The sequence below is a fragment of the Wolbachia endosymbiont (group A) of Epagoge grotiana genome (genome assembly GCF_947251775.1).
Taxonomy (GTDB): Bacteria; Pseudomonadota; Alphaproteobacteria; order Rickettsiales; family Anaplasmataceae; genus Wolbachia; species Wolbachia pipientis.
In genome coordinates this window covers 625,663-649,101 of the sequence record NZ_OX366387.1, presented here as the reverse complement: position 1 = coordinate 649,101, position 23,439 = coordinate 625,663, and the positions used below count along the sequence as shown (strand labels likewise).

The window sequence follows — 23,439 nt, the reverse complement described above, 5'->3', positions numbered from 1 at the left end:
GTGATACTATTTTACTGTGTCAGCTACACTGCCAAATGAACTTGAACCATTCAAACTATAAGCATCTACGTTATCCAAATTAGCAATAGAATCATGTGAGCACGTTCTTCTTGATGGAGTTTCTTTTATAGTGACATTTATAGGAGAAACTTTCTTTTCTCGTGTTGAAGTAACTTTCTTCTCTTCTTGTTGTTCACTTTCATGCTGCTTATTTTCATACTGGAAAACTGACTCTTGATCTATAAATACAGCACCCCTTAAACGTGCGATATTAATACCATGCTGATTTATCATAGTGCTCTCTTCATCGTCGACTATGCAAGCTTCCATGTCATTTGGCTCATTATCAAGACTAGCAATTTTTTTCTCTTTTAATTTTTTGATTAGATCTTCTTTATTTATAGCTCGATCTTGTAATTTTTTTTTCTTGAGCAATTCCCTACGCTTCTCATACAGTTTATATGACTCAGCAAAATCCTCATCTGTATGAAAGTTTGCACCACCAGGGTTACCAGGAGGTATGTATCTCTTACTGAGCTTAGATTTAGCTTCAGCACTATGCACAGTAAAAAAGCTAGAAACCAAAAACATTAATATAAATAAAATTTTAGAAAAAACCCTAAGCATATGGTGCTATAGTAAATATCGTGTTTTAAAAGATAGCAATTAACAAACTTTAAGTAAACCAGAATCTTTACTAACTTTACAATACAAATATTTTTCTAAAAAGTGATATGTTTGCTATCAAAAAAACCTACGCAGACTAAGAGAAGAGTAAGGTGTTACAAGTTGCGTAACACCTTTTCAAGAAAAGTGTTATGCAGCTATATGTTTGCAACTTTTAAGTTATTCTGTAGTTTTTCAGTACCATCGGTAGTATCTACATTACTAAGTTTTGCGTCTGGCGTATCTTTAGATAAGTCGTTTTTCTTCTCTTTATCAAGCTTAACTCCCTGATAGATACAGAATGCAACAAAACTAGTTATTGCTATTGCGGCAACAGCACTGACTATGATACAAATTGCCATTATTTTTTGTTGATCTGCTACTGCCTCTGCAAGTGTTTCCACTTTTTCTTGCAGGCCGTTTAAGTGCTCTTGCATAGCTTGAAACTGCTTAGTACCAATCTTGTCTTCTAATGCACTAAAAACTTTTTCAAACTGCTCAACATCTATCTTTTGAGCTTCTTGCCATTCTTTTAATGCACCAAAAACTTTTTCAAACTGCTCAGCATCAATTTTTTGACTTTCTTGCAATTCTGTTACACCTAACCAATTGCACAAAATTCCTTTTACCATTTTAACCCCCTAGTTAATTAATATATTATAATTTTACATTCCCAATGTTTAAATTATTATTAAATTAACTGTCATTATGTATTGACCTTTTAATAATTTTGTTTGACTTGCTTTTTGAAAGTGCGGAAATTTAAATTAAGGTATTACAAGATTGTTATTCAACCAATATCTCTCTTTTCCCTGAGTAATTTGGAGCGCTGACAATACCTTCCTTTTCCATTCTTTCAACGATGTTTGCTGCTCTGTTATAGCCTATTCTAAGCTGCCTTTGAATGTAACTGGTTGAAACTTTTTGATCTCTTTGAATGATGGCCACTGCTTGGTTATAGAGGTCATTTTCTTCATCCTCCGTTTCATCGTGTGACTCTGTAGAAGAATTTTCATCTTCTTTAGTGATTTCCTCCATGTAGTTTGGCTCACCTTGCATTTTCAGATGATCAACTATATCTTGCACCTCATTATCACTTACAAATGGGCCGTGAACTCGAATGATCTTACCACCAGAGGCCATATAGAGCATGTCACCCATGCCGAGCAATTGTTCAGCCCCTTGTTCGCCAAGTATTGTACGGCTATCTATCTTAGAAGTAACAGCAAAACTGATTCTCGTTGGAAAGTTCGCCTTTATCACACCTGTGATCACATCCACAGATGGGCGTTGTGTTGCCATTATGATGTGTATTCCTGCAGCACGAGCCATCTGAGCTAAGCGTTGAATAGAGCACTCTATTTCTTTGCCGGCAACAAGCATCAAATCTGCCATTTCATCCACGATCACTACAATATACGGAAATGTTTCCATCTTGATTGGTATTTTTTCAAACAGAGGTTTGCCTGTTGTTGAGTTAAAGCCAATCTGCACAACGCGCTCCAATTCTATTCCACTATTCATCGCTTCTGTGATTTTTTGATTATAGTTTATAACATTGCGTACATTCAAATACGACATCATGCGATAGCGGTTTTCCATTTCTTTCACTATCCACTTAAGAGCGACTACAGCCTTTTTTGGCTCTGTTACTACTGGCGTTATTAGATGTGGTATTGCATCATATATTGAAAGCTCAAGCATTTTGGGGTCGATCATTATCATCTTGCATTCGTCAGGACTTAATCGATAAACGAGTGAAAGAATCATAGTGTTAATCGCAACTGATTTACCAGACCCTGTGGTTCCAGCAACGAGCAAGTGAGGCATTTTAGTTAGATCTGCAATAACTGGTTTTCCACTTATTTCTTTGCCAAGCGCAATTGGAAGATTTAAGTTTGCATTTTGGTATTCTGGTGATTCAAGCAAATCACGCAGCATTACAATTTCCCGTTCCTTGTTCGGCAACTCTATTCCCATAGCATTTTGCCCACGAATTATTGAAATACGTGCAGAGAGTGCACTCATCGAACGTGCAATGTCATCTGCAAGGCCAATTACTCTTGCAGATTTCGTACCAGCTTGTGGTTCAAGTTTGTATAAAGTCACAACCGGCCCATAGCATACACTGATAATTTTTCCTTGCACGCCAAAATCACTCAGGACTTGTTCCAGCAGAGATAAATTTTTATTGCTCTCCATTTCATTCAGCTGTTTTCTCTGCAAAGACTCCTCTGCTTTGGAAAGTAAATGAATGCTTGGAAATTCGAACTCACTGAAAATTTCTTTGGTGGCTTTTTTCTGTCTTTCTTTTGGTTGTTGTTTAGTAGTGATTTTAGTTTTATGTTTTTCTTCTACTACTAATGGTGCAACTGAATATTCAGCAGTTTTATGTGATCTGAAGAATGGAACATTTACAAATAAGCAAGCTATTTTTTTACATAAGAAGAATAGAGAGTAAATTGTTCTCTTCCAACCAACAGATCCTACAAGACCTATTAATGTTACTATCACAAATACATAAAACGGGCAGTTATTAACGAGTGCATTCCCTATTATTCCACTGTGTCTGTACCTTGCTGTGATGCCTAGCGAAAGTTGTGGTAATATAGCACATACCCCTAAATTGATTAATATTAAATAGAGAATTTTCAGCAGTATTTTTGCTGGCCTGAAGATCAACAAGTAAACTATGGTTGTAGCTATTGTAACACTAGTTAATCCAAGAAATTGAACCAATATATCAGCTAAATATGAACCTACTATTCCACCTAAATTTGTCACTTCCTCATTTGTAGCCGTGTTTAAGGAAGGATCTTTATAGTTATAGCTAAAAACTGATATATATATATATATTAAAAGGGATAGATATATTGCTGATTTTAGATATTTTTTTAACATCTACCTAAAGTAGTAAGCTACTGTATATTTTACAAAGTGAATTGTTATTAGCAATATCATTATAGATAAATCTAATCCGTTGAACGGTGGTATATATCTTCTAATAATCTTTAGTGGTGGATATGTCAATTGGTTCAAGATGTGCATTATGCTACTGACAGTTTCATTATATATGTTCACCATATTAAGTTTAACCAGCCAGTTTAGGACAACCCAACATATTAGAATGAAGCTATAAAGATCAAGTAACGTATTGAGTAGATATATGATTGGATGCATACATATCTATTACACGAAAGTTATATAAAAGACAAGTATTTAGCCTTTTCAAACTCAAAATGTTGTTTTTGCTGAACCAAAAAAAACTTCATTTTTTGAGCTGCGCAAAGCCACCTAAAGTAGAGAATGGACAAGGAAGGAGGGGTGTATAATATATATTAATGTTGATATTTATTTCTTATAAATATCATCTCTATGTCCTATCTCTGTGATAGTTACTATATGATCTAATTGATTTACTCTGTAAATTACACGATAGTCACCAACTCTTAGCCTTCTACGTCCTTTTAAGTTATGATGTAGTGGTTCACCAAAATTTATTGGGTCAACTGTAAGACGTTCTTTTATAGCCTTTTGAACTTTTAGCCTTATTGTCTTTGGAAGGTTTGGTAAATCTTTTTCAACAACACTCTTTAGAGACTTAACCTTGTAACGCTCTAATCCCACTTAATATCTTCAAAATCAACTGTTTCTGCACCTTCAACATCACGCTCATCAGAAATTTTAGATACTAAAAAATCCTCCATTTCAAGCTCAACTGCTTCTCTAAATAGTTTTCTTGCTAATTCTTGAACGGGCTGTTTAGTAAATTCAGATAATTCAGCAAGATGCTTTAAAGTTTCTTCGCTAAGAGCTATGTTAATGCCTGAATTTGCCATATGTTTTACCAAAGTCCACTAATAATTATACAACATTTTTTTTAATTTTTCAATAAAGAAAGGAAGGAGGGCTGTATAAAAATATATTTAATGTTTATCAAGTAGCCTTCTCATAAATGGTGTCTCTATGTCCTGCTGTAGCAACAAACACCTTATGTTTTGCAATATTTACAGTATAAATAATTCGATAATCACTAACCCTTATTCTTCTATACCCTTTTAGCCTGCCACGTAATGGTTTACCAAATTTAATTGGATCAGTTGTAAGCCGCTCGTTTATCGCTTTTGTAATCCTTGATCTTATTGTTTTTGGAAGATTTAGAAAATCTCTTTCAGTAAAGTTTTTTGAGTAGACAATATCGTATTTCAGTTTATGTCCTCTCCCTTTCAGATAGTACTGTGTTCCAGTCTACATCCTCACATTCCTTAATAGTTTTATATAACGCAATATCTTCTACTTCGCACTCGATTCCTTCGATGACTAACCTTTTTGCTAGTTCTTGAACGGATTCCTTGGTGATTTCAGCTAACTTAGTAAGGTTATGTGAAGTTTTTGGGTCAAAAGTTATACTAATTCCTGAATCTGTCATATGTTTTACCAAAGTCTACTAATAATTATACAACATTTTTCTGAATTTTTCAATAAAGGAAGTTGATGATATGTAAGAAAAATTTTGCCACCTGCGTTAATAAATAATTAAAGATTTAGCATACTTATCTACCCTCTATTCTATTACTTAAGTTAGACCACTTTTTTCTATTAATATTTTTTGTTTATAAAGATGAGCAGTTACTCATCACGCAGTTGATCTATGGATATAATACTACCGTTTGACAGTTTTTCAGTACATTTTTCACTTTTGTATTCTTTATCAGAGTCGATACTGATTTTGTCAAATATTAAAACATCTCCTGAAATTTTATCACGAAACTCACTAATAGCAAAAAACGGTATAGTAATTCGCTCTTGTTTTCCTTGAAAACTCAAACTGACGCTAAATTTATCCTCAGAAACTTTTAAATCATAGAATTGATGCTGTAATATAATAAGCATTTGAGTAGGGTATGACTTTTTCAAACGATCTGGCATGGTCACACCATTAAAATATGTGAAAAATAATATTTCTAAGTGAGGGATAAAACCATTACCTGATATAACATCTAAAGTCTTTTTGATAACTTGAAACTTAGCAGAATTAAGCAGTTTTTTGTAATCTGTTTGCTCCATATAACTTTCACATACGTAAATTTTGGGGGAACTTCTGTTACCCGGCGTTCCCTAAACCGTGCTTTAGTAATAAACCGGTTGTGCTAAATTAAGCAGCAACACGATATTCTTCAGCAGCAAAATTATCGTTTGCATTTAAATTATGAACTCTTAGCGGTGGTGTCTAACCGAGCAAAGCTACCATCTTTACTATGCATGTCGATCCTTAATCGCCCCCGTATAATTAAAAAACATGGTGGAGGCGCCGAGTACTGCCCTCGGGTCCAATACACCTATTACAAGGTAATTTTATTGCTATAGTACACAAAATGTACATAGCCATTATATAGCAACATTAAATAAATGTCAAGATATTATGACCTTAAGTTGATTTATTGCTAAAACAAAATTAATATTTCCAGTAAAAAATTCTGTGCTCTTAACCTGACACATATGGCTTTTTGAATACTCCCAATGAAAATATTTATAAATAAATATTTACTCTTCTTTTTTATTGTTTTTAGGTTTTTCTTGATCAACCATTTCTCCACCGATCTCTTTTATTTTTAGTATCAACGACTCTGGTACATACATGTCAATTACTTCTTCTGCTGTCACAAATAAAGCCTGATAAGAGTGTGAATTTATTATCCAATTAGGCAATATGTCTTCTGCTTCTATTTTATACTCTCCCTCTTTTTTGTCATATACTGTGTAGCAATATAAGTGCACAGCAAAAAATAATACATAAGAGAGCAATATTCCTTTAAGCACTCCGAGAAAGATTCCAGTAACTCTATCGATAAACCCCAACCTTATGGGTAATAATATGTACATTAGCCAGTTATTTATTATCATGAATATAAGATTAAGTATAATAAATACAGAGATTGTAGAAAGTATGTTTAGTGTAACTTTAGAATCAAAATATTTACTATAATTTGGAGTGAAAAAATCATAGTGATTAGCTGTCAGAAAGACCGATAAAAATAGAAACATTAGTGCGCATAGCTCTTTTATAAAGCCTCTAGTTACCGAGATTATTACGCATAGAACAACAATGAAGATAATTAGGCTATCGAAAAGCATGTTTTATATCTATATGGTTTTCAAGATATAATAGTTGTAAATAACAAGGTTGTAAAATTAATTGTATTTATGCTGCATCAATTGATCTAAATACCTAGCGATCATGTCAATTTCTAAATTCAAATAATCATTTACTTTGTTGTACTGAAAAGTTGTATTTTCCCATGTATAGGGAGTGATATTTACTGTAAATTCCTGATTAATAACTGAATTCACTGTGAGGGAAACCCCATCTAGTGTAACGGAGCTTTTTTTTGCAACAAATTTAATTAATTCTTGTGGGCACGATAGTTTGATTTCATGAGAATCTAAATTTTGATTAATTGTTAAAAATTTTACTATCCCATCAACATGACCCTGAACCAGGTGGCCATCGATCTTATCGCTTAATCTCATTGCTTGTTCGAGATTTATTTTTTTTCCTATTCTCCACGTATTTAAGTTAGCAACCTTCATAGTTTCTTGAGATGCTTGGACTGTAAATATATCGCTCATTATATCAACAACAGTTAAACACACACCAGAGCAAGCTATTGAATCTCCTTTATTTATAGAGGATAAATTTTGTGTCTTGATATGGAAAATTTGATCAGAGTTGGAGTGAGTGGTAGTATCAGTTATAGTCCCGATATCCGTGATAATTCCTTTAAACATATGGTGAAAATAAATAATTTTACCATGAAAGATCTCTTAGGACAACTTGTTTACATTTTGGGTAAGTTTAAATGCGAGAAGGAGATTTGTTCTGTTCAATAGATTCTATAGAATATTCAGAATATATAAAGCGAGCTAAATTCAAAATACACAGCGCGATTAATATTGGCAACCCTATGTTCAATGCTAACCCAATACTTTCCCTTTTTTCTGGTGGCACTAATCCTTTTAACATTGACACTTTTCCTAATGGAAAATGCCATAAGCAAAGTGTTGATGCAGATGCTACTATTATAAATAGACAAAAATAAGCCTTTTTTGAGGAAAATACAGTTTTTAACGGTGATTTGAGTGTAATGTTAGTAGGTGGTAGAGTTTTAGCTTCATTTGTTGCTGGTGAAAGATCTTTAATTGGTAAAGGGTTTGTAGATTTATGAGGAGTATTTTCATGTTGTGGAGAAGGTTGTTGTATATAAACACCTGAAACTAATTTAAGCAATTGCTCTTTTTTTCTATATACTTGTTTTTGTAAATATTCTTTACCTAAAAGTGAGTTACTAAGAGGTTGTGGCCTTTCGAGTATCTGTAATACTTCTGATATTTCGCCTGGCTCTAATATTGCATGTAATTGTTTATCTTGAAAGTAAACAATATTGAATACTGAGCTGAAAATATTGCAAAATGTTTCTGGATCTTGATTTTTGTATCCACTCATCACTTCAATAAATATTTTATCGAGTTTTTTCCCCCTGTGCTCAATTTGGTTATCTATCATAGCTACTCTAGCATCATTTTGTGCTTGTTTTATGGCTAATGGTTTTTCTTTCTCTGATAGTTCTTTGGTCTGCTTTTTTGACTTCTTTTTTCTGTTAGCCTTAAAATACTCTGTGTGCGAAGTAGTTTGACCGAAATCAGAAATAAGCATTGTGACGTCTTCTATTCTTCTTTCGTCGATTCCATCTTTTTGTGTTACCTTGTCCTGTTTTGTCTCTTGAAGTGTTGGATGGTAAGTCAAAGCCCTCTGGTTTCGTATGGACAGTTTTGGTGGCTGTTGAAAGAAGAATTGTATTGTATTAAAAAAATTGGATAGCCGAAAAGAAGATCCAAACCAAAAAAAATTGTCACGCATTGCAGCAACAACTATTGGAACCCGCATCACTTGCTTTTTACTACTTGTTAAATTATAGCCAAACAGGCCTGTAACTGGTACGATTTGTTTATTTTGTGCATTTTTTTGGTTAGTTTCACTCTGTTCTTTTTTGTCTTCATTTTCAGTTTTTTCTGCATGTTGTAGCTTTTCATTTAGAAATAACTCGATTTGGTACAAGTTGTCCAGGTTAATGTTTTCAACGTCTGTTTGTAGCGTTATCGTTGTGCCCTGCAGAAGGATTTGAGGCGGAGCACTATTTACGAATTCTTCTACAGTTTTATAACTGTTAGTTTTACAGTAGTTATTATATAGTTCACTGCTTTCTTTGGGCACTTTTATGTTGGCTGTAAATTTTTTTTCCCGGGAAAGGCAGATTTTGAAAAAATCAATTAAAGGGTTTATTCGAAATAATCTTATATTAAAGGTGTCTTTATCTGTTGCTGTTAGCTCAAATGAAAATTTTTGTATATTGCTTTCAATACTTCTCGAGCGAATAGCACTGATCTTAATTGTTTCGCTAGAAAATGCTTTACTTATGTTTCTGGATTTTTCCTTAAAGAGCTTAGGTAAATCCTCTATTTTATACTTATTCTTAGTTTCAGTGTTACTGTTGTGCATAGTTGATACAGCAAATTCATCAACGCAAAGGTAAATAAAAAAGATTAATTAGTCAATAAATTAATAATCAGAATAGGGCAATTTTTCGGATTGTTGATGATATTTAAAATTTCACTATAATGAAAGTTTAAGCCAGCGTTTTTAAGATGAATAAAGAGTTATTAGATGACATACTTTCACTTGAAGATAAAGCAGTTTCCGAAATTGAGAATGCTTCTTCTTTGCAAGATTTAGAAAAAGTTAGGCTATTATATTTGGGAAAAAAGGGTGTAGTTAGAGCGTATTTTGATAACTTAAAAAAGATAGAAAATGCAGAGAAAAAGCGTGATTTAGGTGCAGTGATTAACGCTTTACGTGATAAGATAGATCATCTTATCATGAATAGGGAAAATGTGCTAAAAACAGAAGAAGTTAACTTTAAATTGCAGAACGAGGCAGTTGATATCACGTTGCCCGTTAGACCAGAAAAAATGGGCAAGGTCCATCCACTCAGTAAGGTTATAAATGAAGTAAAGCTTATTTTTGCACATATGGGTTTTAAAGCAGTTGATGGCCCTGATATTGAAGATGAATTTCATGTATTTGATGCACTGAATACTCCAAGTCATCATCCTGCACGAGAGGAGCAAGATACCTTCTACTTAAAGAATAAAATAAACGATAAAAGAATGGTACTGCGCACTCACACTTCATCTGTACAGATTAGAACCATGGAAAAAACAAAAAAATTCCCAATTAAAATAGTAGCCGCAGGTAGAGTATACAGAAACGACTTTGATGCAACTCACACCCCTATGTTCCATCAAATAGAGGGGTTATATGTCGATGAGAATGTCAATATGGGCCAGTTAAAATTTACTATTCATCACTTCCTTAATAAGTTCTTTGGCGATAAAGGGCTGAAGATACGTTTTCGTAATAGTTTTTTCCCTTTTACCGAGCCTTCTGCGGAAGTGGACATAAGTTATAAAGGTAGTAAATGGATAGAAGTACTGGGATGCGGTATGACGCATCCAAATGTATTTCAAAATGTTGGAATAGACCATACTAAATACAACGGTTTTGCGTTTGGCATTGGTATAGAAAGGCTTGCAATGCTAAAATATCAAATTAGCGACTTGAGGAGCTTTTATGACAACAAAATCAGCTGGCTTGATCATTACGGTTTTCATTTTTCATCTTTAAGATAAGTGATAAGTAAAACTCATACGTTCGTTATACTTGCTGCAGGGCATGGCAGGCGGATGAATTCAGATTTGCCTAAGGTCCTACACAAAATAGGCAGTTTTTCCATGCTCCAGCATGTCATTTACAATGCAAAACAGTTAAATCCTGAAAATATTGCTGTTGTAGTTGATCAGCCTTTAATTGAAAGACTAAAGTGTTTTAAGGATATACAGTTAATTACACAAGAATTAACACTTGGCACGGGAGATGCGGTCAAAACTGCGATGAGAAACCTAAGAGAATTGCCAGATTCAAGCATAGTTGTTGTGCAGTATGGGGATACTCCGCTCATAAAAAGCAGCACAATAACTAAAATGATTAGTTATTTAGAAGGCAAGGCTCTAGTTTGCCTAGGTTTTAGGACAAGCAATAAAGAATACGGTAGGTTAATTATTGAGAATGGTTCCTTAAGAGAAATCGTAGAAGCAAAGAGTGATAAAAATAATCATGAAGAATTTCTTGCAAATGCTGGAATAATGGTTGCATGTGCAAAGAATTTACGTGAATTGGTGGAGAAAATAGAGTGCAATAGCTCAACTCATGAATATTACTTGACCGATATAGTTTCCATTGCAGTGAAGAGTAATTTAAATGTCGGTTACGTTATTACCGGTGGAGAAGAAGCAACGGGAATAAATAACAGAAATGACCTTATAAAAGCTGAGTTTTACTTTCAAGAAAATAAAAGAAAAATTTTTACCGACTCCGGAGTAACGCTTGTTGCACCAGAGACTGTTTTCTTTTCTCTTGATACGCAAATTGCCAGAGATTCAGTTATTTACCCATATGTTTTTTTCGGTACTGGAGTGAAAATAGAGTCTGGTGCGAAAATACTGCCATTTTCGCATTTAGAAAACTGCTTAATTAAAAGTAATGCTGAGGTCGGTCCATTTACCAGAATACGCGGAAACACAACAATTGGTAATAAGGCAAAAATAGGAAATTTTGTGGAAGTGAAAACAAGTGAAGTTGGTCAAAACACTAGAATAAAACACTTAAGTTATATAGGAAATGCTAAAGTAGGGCAGGAGAGTAATATAGGAGCAGGCACTATTGTTTGTAATTATGATGGGAAAAATAAACATGAAACGAATATAGGGAGCAATTGCTTTGTTGGCGCCAATAGCTCACTAATTGCGCCGCTTAATATTCATGATGAATCTGTAATTGCAGCAGGTAGTGTTATAGTTGAGGATGTACCAGAAAAAAGCCTTGCAATAGCAAGAGAAAAGCAAGTAACTAAGAGAATAAAGTAGTCTAATTTAATTATGTTGTTGTGTCATTTTTAATATTAGACTTCTTGCATAACCATATAACAAACTTTTATTGGGAATAGAAACAAAAAAACTTCCTTGACAAACTCCGCCAGCCCCCTTATCATAACCTTACTATTACCCACAAATAAAAACATAGTATTGTATTTACTCAAATAATTTAATTTTATTAACCTGAAAGCTTATTAGATTAAAATTATTAAACTAAGAGTTATAATTTTAGCAACTAAAAGCTGTAAATTGCACCATATAAACAGTTATTTCAAGCAAAAGTTATGCCATTAAGAGCTATGCAACAAACATTTATATTTGTGGGTAATAGTAAGCTTATAATAACCATACGCGTCAAGTTAAGAGATTGTGAGCAAATTTAGAGAGGTTAAAGTGGATACTCTAGCCCTTCTACGTTTGTCTTTTAATGAAAATCGCGACCAAGTTATAGTGAGTTTTTTAAGAAATGCTTTTAAACTATTAATTTTGGTTAATACTAAAAATAACTCTCTAACCCGCCTTTTTAGCTCAATAAATGCCTTTGTTAAGCTAAGTTCTGTATTCTTTTTCACTTCTGTGCAACCAACTATGCCGTGAAATATAAGAATTGCGCACAATTTAGCATATAGTTCACATAATACTCTGCATGGCTTTCCTTTTAGCTTATCAAGCCTGATATGGCTTTTATACAATTTAAATAATAACTCAATTTGCCACCTTACTCTGTAAATCGTTAATACTTGCTCAGCACTAATTTTATTTTCTGGAACATTAGTTATAAATATTGACCAGTTCAACAATTTTTGATTTCTTTTAGAGGATGTATATCCCTGCGATCTTGCTAATCTATTAGCTTTCCTTCTTCTGGCCATAGACTGTTCTTCAGTTAGTTTCTGACATATAATTCTTACTCTAATTTTTGCTTCTTTTCCTAACAATACCTCGTTTTCTAAAAATAACTTATCCTCTAAACATTCTAATAACTCCATTTTTTGATTTGTTTCTACATCATATATGTTGGTATCGGATTTATAACGACTTATGAAATAAGCTCCTATTTCATTGATTTGTTTAAAAGAACTTGGCACAAAATAACCGAGATCAGATATTAGCAAATCATTGCTTAATATATTACTTAAATGTTTCCTATATCCCTGGTCTGATCTTACCCCCTCCGTTAAATTAAGTTGGTCTATTATCTGATTCATGTAGTCGAAAACTAATTGTAACTTTATTCCAGACTTAGTATTGCTTTCATAGCCACTGTAGCTAGTACCATAACCTTTATACATCTCTTCCATACTGTTAGGTAGAGTAATATAGCTACTGTCCAATAATTTAACACTATTAAATTGCTGTAAGATTTTGCAATCAACTTGCAAGATATTTTTAAAGAGAATCACAGATTCATTATACATCCTTTTCATAAATTCCACTGCTTCTTCAGTAAATCTAAAATCCAAACCTTGTTTTGTTATATCTATCGAGTCCTCGTTTAGTAATTGACACATTGTTTCTACGCTACAATTATCAACTCCTATATTACCCAAGACCATGGCTTTTACGAATGATGAACCTTTTAGCTTTCTCTTTCTTTTTATAAACCTTGTTGTAATTGAGATTTTCTCTGCTTTTTCATTAAAAATTTCTTTGAGCTTTTTTGATAAGCAAGTTATTTTATTCATTGGTTCTCTCACTAAAAGTATATCTGGGAGAACTTATACCTTATTATTCTATCTCTTTCATACCTTTATTTCCTTAACTTGACGCGTATGGTATCTGAATCATTCTCTGTAGGTTGCCTTAATAATAGGAGATCTAATCTATGCTCTGCAACTCTTGTATTTGCTCGCTCCACTATTCCTCCTACCATTCTTATATCGGAACTATATGTTTGACCTACCTTGTACCCAGCAATCACTTTATCAGGATTGTCACAAGTATAAAATACACCATGCAATATAGACCGAAACTTGTCCTCGCTATCTACATCTATTATTGCATTACCATTCATATCTTCTGGCATTAATACTCTGGAAATAGCCGTAAATAGTTCTCCGTGCTGAGCACCATCTTGCCAGTCATCATTCATAACTCCCTCTAAAATACCATGTACATTTTCAGCATTGGGAATTTCTACAAGCTGATCACCAAGCAAATCACCTCTATTCCCCAGCAGGTAATCTTCCGGTGTATTAAATCTAACTGCATTAGAATTTATTCCAGATCGATCATTAAGTGTGTATGTCACTACACCCACAGCAGCAATATTATCTTGTGGTAAACGGATTGCCTCTAGTTGTATATCATTGCTGGCTCTAATATGAAGTATAACTACATCAGAATCTTGAGCATGCAAGACCATAGTTAAAACGCTTCTTCTTAAATTCTGATTATTGTATCTAAATATGTATTTTGTTACATATGCTTCATCATCTTCTTCTAGTCGTACAGGGTGTATATCAAAAGCACTACTCCCAAAAGCAAAACCAGTCATATAATCAAATCTCCTATCGCGATTACCTTCATCTATTGGTATTTCGCGTGGAAGATGATGTAGTAAAAAATTTCTAGTTTCCTCTTGAATTTGTCTGTCTTGTCTATTTCGTACACGCTCAAATAATTTTTCTACTAAAGGAAATCTATCCTGTTGAAGTTCTACTGTATCAACACTAAAAGGATCTAGATCTATATATGGATTAAAATTTAATCCAACACAAACAGCATATCCTGATTCAGTATGAACAGGTATAAATGAAGAAGTATGTAATCTCTTAGCATTACCTCTAGCGCGATTTAATGCAGCACCAGAAGGCGTCCTCCATCCTTAATAACGATAGGAATGTTTTCTCTCTCTTCTTGACGATGTACAAGGAAAACAACACATGAATTTTCAGTAGACAAGTCAAGGTCAATATCTATCGTGTGGAGATGACTAAAATTTGCTAAAAACCCTAATAAAAATCCGTGACCCTCAAATTCTTGATTGCGATTTCTAATATCACTTTCTAGTCTGTCTGCGTAACGACGATAGATTCGAGTTATGTATGGCAAAATTTCTTCGTACATTCTATCTCTTACATCTTGCCTTTCGTTTCCTGCTATCATCTCTATAAAATTGTCAATTCGTTGTTGACCTGGTGCTACTTGTGCAAAAGTAATGATTCTATCAAGTCCTTGCCTTATTCTGGCGCGTCTAAGTCCTGCCGCAACTCTGTCATGTCTATCAAGTCTTCTTATTTCTCGTCTTAAGTGACGAATGTTCACTCTATGATCATGTAAAATTTCTCGTCTAATATAATTAACCTCAGATGCTGAATATTCGCCAAATTCACTTCTACCTTCATGATCTTCTTCACGAATCACTTCAAATACTGTTGAAATTCTCTCTCCCTGACCCTTGCCCTTTCCATGCATGCATACTTTGTATTGCTCAAAGCTTAGGTGTTCTTCCATTAAATTTGGATTTTGCCGTCTAATCTCTCGCACTAGAGCATCTCTTTCCCTTGTACTGAACCTTAACCCATCACTATTAGGGACGTCAGAAATGCTGTAACATCTTACAACCTGCTGTCCGTCAAGATTACGAGTCAAAACAGCAACTTTTAGGTTTCCTGTATTTCTATTTCTGCCTGTACGCGGATTAACACCATGATTATCAAAACGAAAATATACTTTTTCATCTGTTCTTAAAATTCCAGCATCATGTGCAGTAGCAAACATACTAAAAAAGAATATAAGAAGGAAATGACCTACACCCACATGATGCAAGAAAAATGGACAACGATCTAGAAAAGACTCAAATTCTCGTCTAAAACCCTCAAGATCTCTATCTACTAAACTTCTCACTAAAGACGCAAAACACCTCTCTATTTACTAGGACCAGAAAAACCACTTACATTGATGAAAGACTACTTATTACCACTAGGCGTAAAGGGCTTTTTCCTCTCAGGAGAACCAGAAGGACTCACATCAGGAGATTCAAGCTCGGACCCTGGCCCATCACCAGAAGCATCATGTCTTATGGGAGAACGAGAAAAACTGGGATCTTCAGCTTCTACTATTACTCTGGAACCACCATTCCTAGCAGGTAAGGGTTCTCTCTCTAACTTAGAAAACAATAACTCTTCTGCTAACTTGACGTAGTCCATACCTTCCTTCTTTCCTTCTCTGCCACATAATCTAAGATTTTCTATCATGACTTCTTTAAAAAGTGAAAACTTTTCAGGAAAGGAATCTCGAGCAAATAAGATTATATTTTTTATTTCTTCTTTCTCTATTTCTTCTTTCCCATCAGGCTTACAAACATCTTCTCGTTTCCAATTGACTATTAATCCTGCAAGCATACCACTTATGTGAACTGTATAATTAGAAGTATTAACAGCAGCCTTTTTGTATTCACTCAGTCTATCACACTCCCAAATCTTCATAATAAGAGATCTTGCTTGAACACTTGACTCAGGATTTTTCAACATTACATTTGAAATTGATGAAAGAAGAACTTCATATTCTCGCTGTGAGAATATCTTGTCCGAATGATCTCCTTGTTCTAAAAGTCCTCTATAACACCAGCACTGCATCAAATCATGAACTGTATCAAAAAAACATGAGTCTATTAATTCAGCAAGAAGAGCATACACTCCCTTATCTTTTCGTAGCAATCTTTGTAAAAGAACGCCTTTATCAGTTATGTTATTTACACAAAAATCTAAAATAGGAGCATCTTTCTCAACAGATTGAACGCGGGACAGAGCAAGAATAGCTTCTGTGAGCTTCTTTTCTTTATCTTCTTCTTTCAACAGATTATAAAAATACTCTACTCCTTCACTCCACTTAAGTTTTACAGCACTGTCAAAACCCTCTTCTGCATTACTAGGTTGCTTTAATTCCCCAGATTCTTTATCGATCCAGAAGTTAAATACATCACCATTTCTCTTCATACTACCTAACAGGGATTTTCGTACGTATTCGTTAATTTCAGTTTCAGTTTTGCCTTTAAATGCACCAGAAGGAACCCTTTTTTTATAAGCTTTAAATCTTTCTTCAAAGAGCTGATGGATTTTATCTACCACACAGTAACTACAAGCCATCTCGTATCTGCGGAGTGGATTATCTATTCTTATGCGAAGCGAATTATCTCTTTCATCTATTTTTTCTTCAGTAACCCTTTCACGCAAAAAAGTATTATTTAACCTTGTACCTGGCTTGTCTTTATCTAACTTTACCCAGCAACCTTCATCTTTGAATATGAGGCACAAAAACTCCAGCTTATCATCCTTAAAGCATTTTATGTGATCTACATAGGTCTCGACCCACCTTTTAATAGCTAACTTCCTTCCAGCCACAATGTCAGGATTTTCGTGTTTTATCACATCTTGTAGTTTTTTAAGTACCGCAGCGTGACGCTCTGTTTCTATTGGCATTTAAACCTCCCTATATCATGAAAACAACGCTATGGTACTAAATTTGTAACTAAGTTACAATACCTAACTACTCCAAAAAGACCTATTTTATATACAAATAGGCCTGGAGAGATATGTCTGGAATTATTGGGTATCTTCTGGAAATCTTGATTTAACAGCTACCACTAAGTTTTTTTTGGAGACCATAGGTGATGCACTTTTTGACATTGCGCTATTTATATTCCCAAGAATAAGGTCAATAGATATGTTGTTTTCAGAAGTATATTGATACAATTAACCGGAGAAGTGCTGGTGGCTTTAACTAAGTGGGTTTTAACCTCGCTCTTAAGTTCTGTTCAGCAGTATCTGCTCTGTTACGTTAATGTTAGGTAAGGTTATGGTTGTAAATACAAAATCCGATCAGCAGAGTGGTGAAGAAGATCTATATACTGTTTTGGGGTTTAAAGGAAAAGGAGATTTTCAAGACAAGATGAACAATATATTTAGTAATGATAATAAGGAACTTAAAAAACTACGGGACAAACTCTTTGGTAAATTAAAAAAGAAAATAATGACTGATGAAAAGAACAACCAGGCAGCTAAGAACGTTAATGATCAAATCACAAAGTCTAAAACTACTGAAAGTAAATTAAGTAATTTACTGGAATTTAAAAAACAGCTAGAAGCTTTCCTGAAGGATCAAGATAATCACGGTATTGTGTTTAATGAGATTGACTCTGTAAGTGTTGCCCCAGTTGTTGAAGTTAATGGTATAAATCCAAAATGGAGTAAGATTAAAAAGTTAAAAAAAGCTCAACCTCTCACCTCTAACAGGCAAGACTTTGAAAACGCTCTAGGGTACATAAAATCAAAAGAAGAAGTTATGGGGATTACATTAGAGGAGCTTAGTGAATACAAACAAAACTCTGTTAAGATTTTTCTACTGAACCATGTTAATTCATGCAAGAATAAAAGTTCTCAATTGCATTCTGGGGTAGAAGAAGCTACGGCAATACTATCAAGTGATAAGCTGAGGATTTTCTACGATGAGGCAGTAGAGAATAAGGTGCTACAACCGATATTATCTTACGGAGGATATAAACAAATATATGACGAAACGAACTATGCAAAAAATGAATCTCATGTTATAACCGAAAGGGAAGAACTTGGAAAGAACGTTAGAACAGTAATGGAGGTGAATCGCTTTATGAATGAAAGCAGTAGAAAAGATCAGAAAAATGGTACTAGTTCAACAGAAACTTCTACAAATTATAGACAAGAGCAAGTTGCCTCTAGTGATGATAGAACACTTTATAATAGTGATATACCTTCACTAGGTAGATCGATTGAGAGCAGCCGAAGTCGCCTGTTCATGCCATTTGGAGCTTCTGTTGATACGAGTACCCCGATTAAACCCCCTGCCAATCCATCTAACCTAGTTACCACTGGTGAGGATTATACTAGTAATGCAGATCTGAGTAATGAGTTCGGCGTAAGTGGCATGAGTAAAATTGTTGCGCCTATGGAGGTAGTAGTAAGTAATTTGGTAAAAATCAAAGAAATCGCAGAACAGCAGAGTAATACTTCACTGAGTAAAGAAGCAATAGATCTTGAAATAAATATGCGAGTTTTGATAGATGTTGTAGAAGGAGTTTTCAGAGATTGTAATAACGGATCAGCACAAAATTATCCTAAAAACATGCCTATTGAATCAGGATTGAAGGTATTGGAGCAGATGAATGAATCTTTAGATGAAAAGGTTCAAGAGTTACAGAAAAAAGTAGATGAGCTTGAAGAGGAGAATAAGGGTTTTCTAGACAAAAATGATAAACTTAAGGAAAAACTTGCTACAGCGAAAGAAGAAAAGCAATTGCTATTTGATGAAAAAGAAAAGATGCAGGAAGTTATAAATGGTCTGAATGAGAACAATCAACGATTAAGGCAAAAAATAAATGGGTTAGAAGATGATTATGAGTATGTGCTCAGAGCGGAAAAGACAAAAGGAGAAACCAAAGATTCGTGTATAGAAGTGGAGAATGCAGATATACCGGAAGGAAAAGCTGAGTTACGTGAAGACTATGAAATTAAAATATTAAAGCTGCAACAAGAGATAGATGCAAAAGGGACACAATGTAAGAGATTGCTATTAGCAAATAGTATATTACGAAGAAATATAGAACGATTAGAAGTCATTGAAGAATGCTTGAGTATCGATCCCTCACATTTTTGCTCTGGAGAAAATTTGTATAATGAGCTTATTCTAACTAATGAACAGCAGGAAAATCCTGATATATTAATCCGGGATGAGATGGATTCAAAAGTTGTCACTGAGTCTGTGGGTGTTAATGTAAAACAAGGTTATAGTAAAAGGACTAGTAACCTATCTCGAGTCTCTGAACAAAGTTCAGCAGTAAAATCTCAATTCTCAGAAGCAAGAGCTCAGAGTAGAAAGCAAATAATTTATGCTGCTTCTTCTTTTATATTATCTGGAGCATTTGCTGTTGGTATAAGTTTAACAACGTCTCATTTAGGAGTATCTATTACACTTGCTTTTACTGCATTGACTCTCCTTACATTGGGATGTTATTGTTCGTATAAGGCAAGTACGACGCTTAGGAATATTCAACTTGATCAAACTTTTAAAATGGCTGATCATGAAGCTGTTTTTATGTTTCCCAGCTTATAACTATGTGGAAAAATATATTGTTTTACTCACCTCAAGAAAAGAGATAAGGGGGAAGATAAAAAGGTCTATCAGTTATCGGTGCGGCAGATTAATCTCTGACGGTGATATAGAACATTACTTATTTCTCTAGAGAATAGGGGATTAGTGAATAAATTCTAGGTGTAGAAGGAGATATAGATGAAGAAAAGACCAAATTTAGTAGAAAAATTAGCAAGATTTCTTTGTGCATGATAGTGAGAGAACAGCAAAGTAGTCGTATCAAGGGATTAGTTTATGTTCTGAACTAAGCTTTTCGGTAGGTTATAAAAGAGGTAATATCGAGACCTTCCTTTGAAGTTCCAGATTATCAGAGTACTTTGCTCTTCTGAAGTTAGTGATGTTGGAGTACCTCTGGGTCGCAGTACTGATAACCAGAATTATGGACTAGGATAAAAAAAGAGCAATCAGCATGTGCCTAGATTTGAGCAGCAGACATAAACTTGAAATTACTATCAATTGGGTAAAATTGGAGAGTTTTAAATGGCTTGGCCATGTAAGGTATTCAATAAACTCCCATCTTTAAATTTGATCAAGCTTAGTTGAAAGAGTGGGGATTTTAATAATTTACCTCAAATCTAATTAAGAGTTAAAGTGAGAAGATGTTTTAGTTTTTATGCACCTTCCTCTCTACTAATTAAGGCGTTCTTTTTATTTGCGGCTTTTCAGCCGTACTATTCTTCTTAGCAACCAATCCGGTACTTCTCTACCCTTTTCCCACTTAGCAAACCTCATCTTTTCTTTTAGGTAGTACTCTCTGTAAGCTTTTACTGAATGACTAGACTTATATTGATCTGGTAACGCCTGTACAAAAGGCTTTATATCGGTTGATTGAAAAACAAGCAAATTCTTATTACTATCACACCAATCTATAACTTCTTCTGATTTATGTTTTCTTTTATATCGCCAAGTATACTCTTTGCACAGCTCCCTTCCGTATTTTATTAACCAGAAAAAGTTCCCTTTTGACTGTCTAGCCCATAAAGAGCAAGGATGGTTTTTGTGAGTAAGTTTATATGGAACTTCTATATTTTGGTTTGTGATACTGACAAAAGGGTTTGGTGCTTTTAACGCTGTTGAAAAAACATTACTGAGTAATTGAGCAGTTTCTAATGGCATTTTCACTATATGCTTATCGCATAACATTCGTGCTGCAATTACTGGGTTTTCATCTAGTACAAAGATGTTCATCTAGGTGTCAAAAGATAAAATCAAATTAAGTCTTTGACTTCGTTAACTGTAAGACCAGTAGTTTGAGCTATAATATCAATGGAAACAACTGCTTTTAGTAGATTCTTTGCGACCTCAATTTTCTCTGCTTTTCTGCCTTTTTTATGTCCGATAAGGATGCCTTCTTCTCTACCTTTTTCAGTAGCATCATCGAGTTTTTGTTCCAAGATAGCAGCTTCTTTCTGTAGATCCATTACCCTTTCTTCATAAGCTAATAGGTCCTTCTCATTCCAATGGAACTTACCTAACTCATCATATGCTAGCTTTATTATTGGTGATTTTTCTGCTATTTTCCTTAAATCTTCATCAGTTGTTTCTTCTGCATATTTAAAGAAAAATAGCCAACGATCTACTACATTTTCTAGCTGCTCTTCTTTACTCTTAGGAAACTTTGGCAGCTCAATAAAGATAAATTGAAAATCTTTTAAGTCATGCTCGTTAGTTTTTTCATCTCTTATGGTATGGCTAGATATATAATCAAGCTTATCAGGAAATAAATTACAATTGGAAATAGCAATAAAGAAAACCTTCTTTAAATCAATGTACTTACCACCTTTATCAGCCTGCCTTGAGTAAGCCTTAGCAGCATATAATTGAGCCTGTTTTTCAAAGCCTTTATCACGAGCGAGTTGCATTTCCGCAATATACCTATTTCCATATGAATCCTTACAAAGAACATCAACAATGCTTTGTTTATCAGAAGCAATCTCAGGATCCATAATAGTGCTAAGGAACTCAACATCTTGAATAGCGTTAACCCCAGTAAAACCTAAGATGTCATTTAAGAAGTGAATAAGGATATTCTTATTTTTCTCAGTGCCAAACACTCGTTTAAAGGACAGGTCGAATTTTGGATCAAGAAACTTAGAAAGAGCCATGAGAAAGTAAGTTAAAAAGCATTGATAATTATACACAATTATGAAGAAATATTCAACTAAAATGCAAACATTTTGTATATCTTTATTTTGTAGTATTAACCTATATAATATTTATGGCAAATATCTCGATAAGGTACCAAATAGCGCAAAAAGTAAGGAGCTGGAGGTTAAAGCGAGGTTATACTCAAAAAGATTTAGCGGAGAAAATCGGTGTAACGTATCAAATAGTACTACAATATGAAAAAGGAACACGTAAAATTTCGATTGAGAAGTTATACGCTATGGCAGAGATATTATCAATTAATATTAAGGATCTTATTCCTGTATCAAATGAAAAAATCTGTCTTGAAGATGAGGGGGAAGAAATATTAAATTTAGTAAGAGAATATAAAAAGATTAATGATCAAGAGTTACGTAAGATATTTTGTTTACTAACCAAGTTTGTTCAAATTAGTGAGAAAAGTAGTAAAAAAACGGAGAGAATAAAAATTGCAAAGGGTTTGGTTAAAGAAGGAATTTCTGTTGATATTGTTGCAAAAACAATAGGTCTCTCTGCTGATGAATGTGTTGAAGAAAAAGTTGGTTCTATCTACTGCCAAATAGGAAAAAAGAAATATCTATTACAAGGTCTAGTTGTGTGTCAAAACTGTGGATATGCGTATAGTGGTGCACAATGTGGAGTTGAAGGAAAAAAGTTTAGCTATTATCGCTGTAGTAGTACTATACGTATTACTGATGGTAGGGAGAAGTGTACTAATAAATTGGTCCGTACAGATATGTTAGAAACAGCTATATGGGAAAAGGTGAAAAATTTACTAAAAAACCCAGAGATAATAAAAAATGAGTATCACCGTAGAATTGCAGAAAATAAAAATGATGAATCATCAGATAAGAAGTTTGCAAGAAGGGAAAATCAAATAAAACAAGGCATCGAAAAGTTAATGGAAGACTATTATAGTCAAGAAAATGTAGGAGATAAAGGATATATAAGTGAGGAAGAATTTAAACAGACGATGAAAGGAATGAGGGAACGCTTAAGAGGGATAGAAGAAGAGAAGAAAAAGGTAGTTGATCAAAAAGCAATAGAGAAGGGAATGAACCTTATCATCAACAGTATAAAGAGTCTTTATTCCAGTGTAAAATCTAATTTGGAACAGCTAGATTGGCAAACTAAGCGTGGCATCATTAAAGCATTAGTAGAACGAATTCAGATTGGTTATGACCAGGTAGAAGTGGCGTTTAGAATCGAAGAACCAGCACAGGATGGAGAGATTTTTAATTTGCAACATTGTACTGGACGTCATGATAAGGGGGCTGGCGAAGGGTGTCAAGGAAGTTTTTCGTTTCATCCAATGCGCTGCCAAAAGTTTGTTATGCAAGAGATCCCATAAATTGGGTGTCATAATAACTACACCCACATTAATTTTGGTGTACGTGACCTTGAAAGATCGTGATTCAATACTTAAATTATTAGGGTAGTAGGCAAATAATG

Annotated in this window: 22 protein-coding genes, 1 other RNA gene and 1 pseudogene; 5 read left to right on the top strand and 19 right to left on the bottom strand. The window is 34.1% G+C overall.

The window, feature by feature from the left end:
• Positions 1-6: 6 nt before the first annotated feature.
• From OPR50_RS03020 to OPR50_RS02960, 13 genes are all read right to left on the bottom strand, one after another.
• On the bottom strand, positions 7-627 hold the full coding sequence (locus OPR50_RS03020) for a TRP75-related protein (protein WP_070356736.1): 621 nt from the start codon (positions 625-627) through the stop codon (positions 7-9).
• A gap of 197 nt (positions 628-824) precedes the next feature.
• On the bottom strand, positions 825-1,298 hold the full coding sequence (locus OPR50_RS03015) for a hypothetical protein (protein ID WP_265024252.1): 474 nt from the start codon (positions 1,296-1,298) through the stop codon (positions 825-827).
• A gap of 154 nt (positions 1,299-1,452) precedes the next feature.
• Positions 1,453-3,567, bottom strand: a complete 2,115-nt coding sequence (locus OPR50_RS03010) for an FtsK/SpoIIIE family DNA translocase (protein WP_182309617.1) — start codon at positions 3,565-3,567, stop codon at positions 1,453-1,455.
• The gene (locus OPR50_RS03005) at positions 3,568-3,846 is read right to left on the bottom strand and encodes a YggT family protein (protein WP_006279515.1); all 279 of its coding nucleotides are present in this window, start codon (positions 3,844-3,846) and stop codon (positions 3,568-3,570) included. It lies immediately after the preceding gene.
• A gap of 171 nt (positions 3,847-4,017) precedes the next feature.
• Entirely contained in the window at positions 4,018-4,293 is a 276-nt protein-coding gene (locus OPR50_RS03000; protein WP_264723710.1) for a type II toxin-antitoxin system RelE family toxin, read from the bottom strand.
• The gene (locus OPR50_RS02995; protein WP_265024251.1) at positions 4,284-4,505 is read right to left on the bottom strand and encodes a hypothetical protein; all 222 of its coding nucleotides are present in this window, start codon (positions 4,503-4,505) and stop codon (positions 4,284-4,286) included. Before OPR50_RS02995 ends, OPR50_RS03000 begins: the two co-directional genes overlap by 10 nt.
• Before the next feature lie 97 nt (positions 4,506-4,602).
• Entirely contained in the window at positions 4,603-4,863 is a 261-nt protein-coding gene (locus tag OPR50_RS02990) for a type II toxin-antitoxin system RelE family toxin (protein WP_255324035.1), read from the bottom strand.
• 13 nt (positions 4,864-4,876) lie between these two features.
• The gene (locus tag OPR50_RS02985; RefSeq protein WP_006279413.1) at positions 4,877-5,095 is read right to left on the bottom strand and encodes a hypothetical protein; all 219 of its coding nucleotides are present in this window, start codon (positions 5,093-5,095) and stop codon (positions 4,877-4,879) included.
• 200 nt (positions 5,096-5,295) lie between these two features.
• Complete coding sequence (locus OPR50_RS02980) at positions 5,296-5,733, bottom strand: ClpXP protease specificity-enhancing factor SspB (RefSeq protein ID WP_006279412.1); 438 nt, start codon at positions 5,731-5,733, stop codon at positions 5,296-5,298.
• 23 nt (positions 5,734-5,756) lie between these two features.
• Positions 5,757-6,086: a transfer-messenger RNA gene (ssrA, locus tag OPR50_RS02975) on the bottom strand.
• A 124-nt stretch (positions 6,087-6,210) separates the two neighbouring features.
• The gene (locus OPR50_RS02970; RefSeq protein ID WP_015588828.1) at positions 6,211-6,801 is read right to left on the bottom strand and encodes a CvpA family protein; all 591 of its coding nucleotides are present in this window, start codon (positions 6,799-6,801) and stop codon (positions 6,211-6,213) included.
• A 57-nt stretch (positions 6,802-6,858) separates the two neighbouring features.
• Positions 6,859-7,455 (bottom strand): riboflavin synthase, encoded by a 597-nt coding sequence (locus tag OPR50_RS02965; RefSeq protein ID WP_151808045.1) that lies wholly within the window; start codon positions 7,453-7,455, stop codon positions 6,859-6,861.
• Positions 7,456-7,522: 67 nt separating this feature from the next.
• A complete protein-coding gene (locus OPR50_RS02960; protein ID WP_265024250.1) occupies positions 7,523-9,223 on the bottom strand; it encodes a hypothetical protein in 1,701 nt (566 codons plus the stop codon).
• A 146-nt stretch (positions 9,224-9,369) separates the two neighbouring features.
• Here OPR50_RS02960 and pheS point away from each other — a divergent pair, with 146 nt between their 5' ends.
• A complete protein-coding gene (gene pheS / locus OPR50_RS02955) occupies positions 9,370-10,413 on the top strand; it encodes a phenylalanine--tRNA ligase subunit alpha (protein ID WP_265024249.1) in 1,044 nt (347 codons plus the stop codon).
• Positions 10,414-11,706, top strand: a complete 1,293-nt coding sequence (gene glmU, locus OPR50_RS02950) for a bifunctional UDP-N-acetylglucosamine diphosphorylase/glucosamine-1-phosphate N-acetyltransferase GlmU (protein ID WP_151808042.1) — start codon at positions 10,414-10,416, stop codon at positions 11,704-11,706. It begins immediately after the preceding gene.
• Positions 11,707-12,074: 368 nt separating this feature from the next.
• Here glmU and OPR50_RS02945 read toward each other — a convergent pair whose 3' ends face one another.
• From OPR50_RS02945 to OPR50_RS02930, 4 genes are all read right to left on the bottom strand, one after another.
• Positions 12,075-13,400, bottom strand: coding sequence for an IS4 family transposase (locus tag OPR50_RS02945; protein ID WP_265023871.1), 1,326 nt, complete (start codon positions 13,398-13,400; stop codon positions 12,075-12,077).
• Between the two features lie 65 nt (positions 13,401-13,465).
• Entirely contained in the window at positions 13,466-14,212 is a 747-nt protein-coding gene (locus OPR50_RS02940) for a hypothetical protein (RefSeq protein WP_265024248.1), read from the bottom strand.
• A gap of 299 nt (positions 14,213-14,511) precedes the next feature.
• Entirely contained in the window at positions 14,512-15,564 is a 1,053-nt protein-coding gene (locus tag OPR50_RS02935; protein ID WP_265024247.1) for a periplasmic heavy metal sensor, read from the bottom strand.
• A gap of 62 nt (positions 15,565-15,626) precedes the next feature.
• Positions 15,627-17,138 (bottom strand): cytoplasmic incompatibility factor CifA, encoded by a 1,512-nt coding sequence (locus tag OPR50_RS02930; RefSeq protein WP_265024246.1) that lies wholly within the window; start codon positions 17,136-17,138, stop codon positions 15,627-15,629.
• 376 nt (positions 17,139-17,514) lie between these two features.
• Here OPR50_RS02930 and OPR50_RS02925 point away from each other — a divergent pair, with 376 nt between their 5' ends.
• The gene (locus OPR50_RS02925) at positions 17,515-19,803 is read left to right on the top strand and encodes a TomO hydrophobic C-terminal domain-containing protein (protein WP_265024245.1); all 2,289 of its coding nucleotides are present in this window, start codon (positions 17,515-17,517) and stop codon (positions 19,801-19,803) included.
• 687 nt (positions 19,804-20,490) lie between these two features.
• Here OPR50_RS02925 and OPR50_RS02920 read toward each other — a convergent pair.
• On the bottom strand, positions 20,491-21,030 hold the full coding sequence (locus OPR50_RS02920) for a pyrimidine dimer DNA glycosylase/endonuclease V (RefSeq protein ID WP_182309724.1): 540 nt from the start codon (positions 21,028-21,030) through the stop codon (positions 20,491-20,493).
• Positions 21,031-21,050: 20 nt separating this feature from the next.
• Positions 21,051-21,947: an Rpn family recombination-promoting nuclease/putative transposase gene (locus OPR50_RS02915; RefSeq protein WP_265024244.1), complete on the bottom strand. Its 897-nt coding sequence runs from the start codon at positions 21,945-21,947 to the stop codon at positions 21,051-21,053.
• Between the two features lie 113 nt (positions 21,948-22,060).
• On the opposite strand from OPR50_RS02915, the pseudogene OPR50_RS02910 reads away from it, so the two are divergent.
• Together OPR50_RS02910 and OPR50_RS02905 are read left to right on the top strand one after the other, a co-directional pair.
• Positions 22,061-22,558 (top strand): annotated as a pseudogene (locus OPR50_RS02910) (helix-turn-helix domain-containing protein); the annotation flags it as partial.
• Between the two features lie 24 nt (positions 22,559-22,582).
• Positions 22,583-23,338: a recombinase zinc beta ribbon domain-containing protein gene (locus OPR50_RS02905; protein WP_264339581.1), complete on the top strand. Its 756-nt coding sequence runs from the start codon at positions 22,583-22,585 to the stop codon at positions 23,336-23,338.
• The last annotated feature ends 101 nt before the right edge of the window (positions 23,339-23,439 follow it).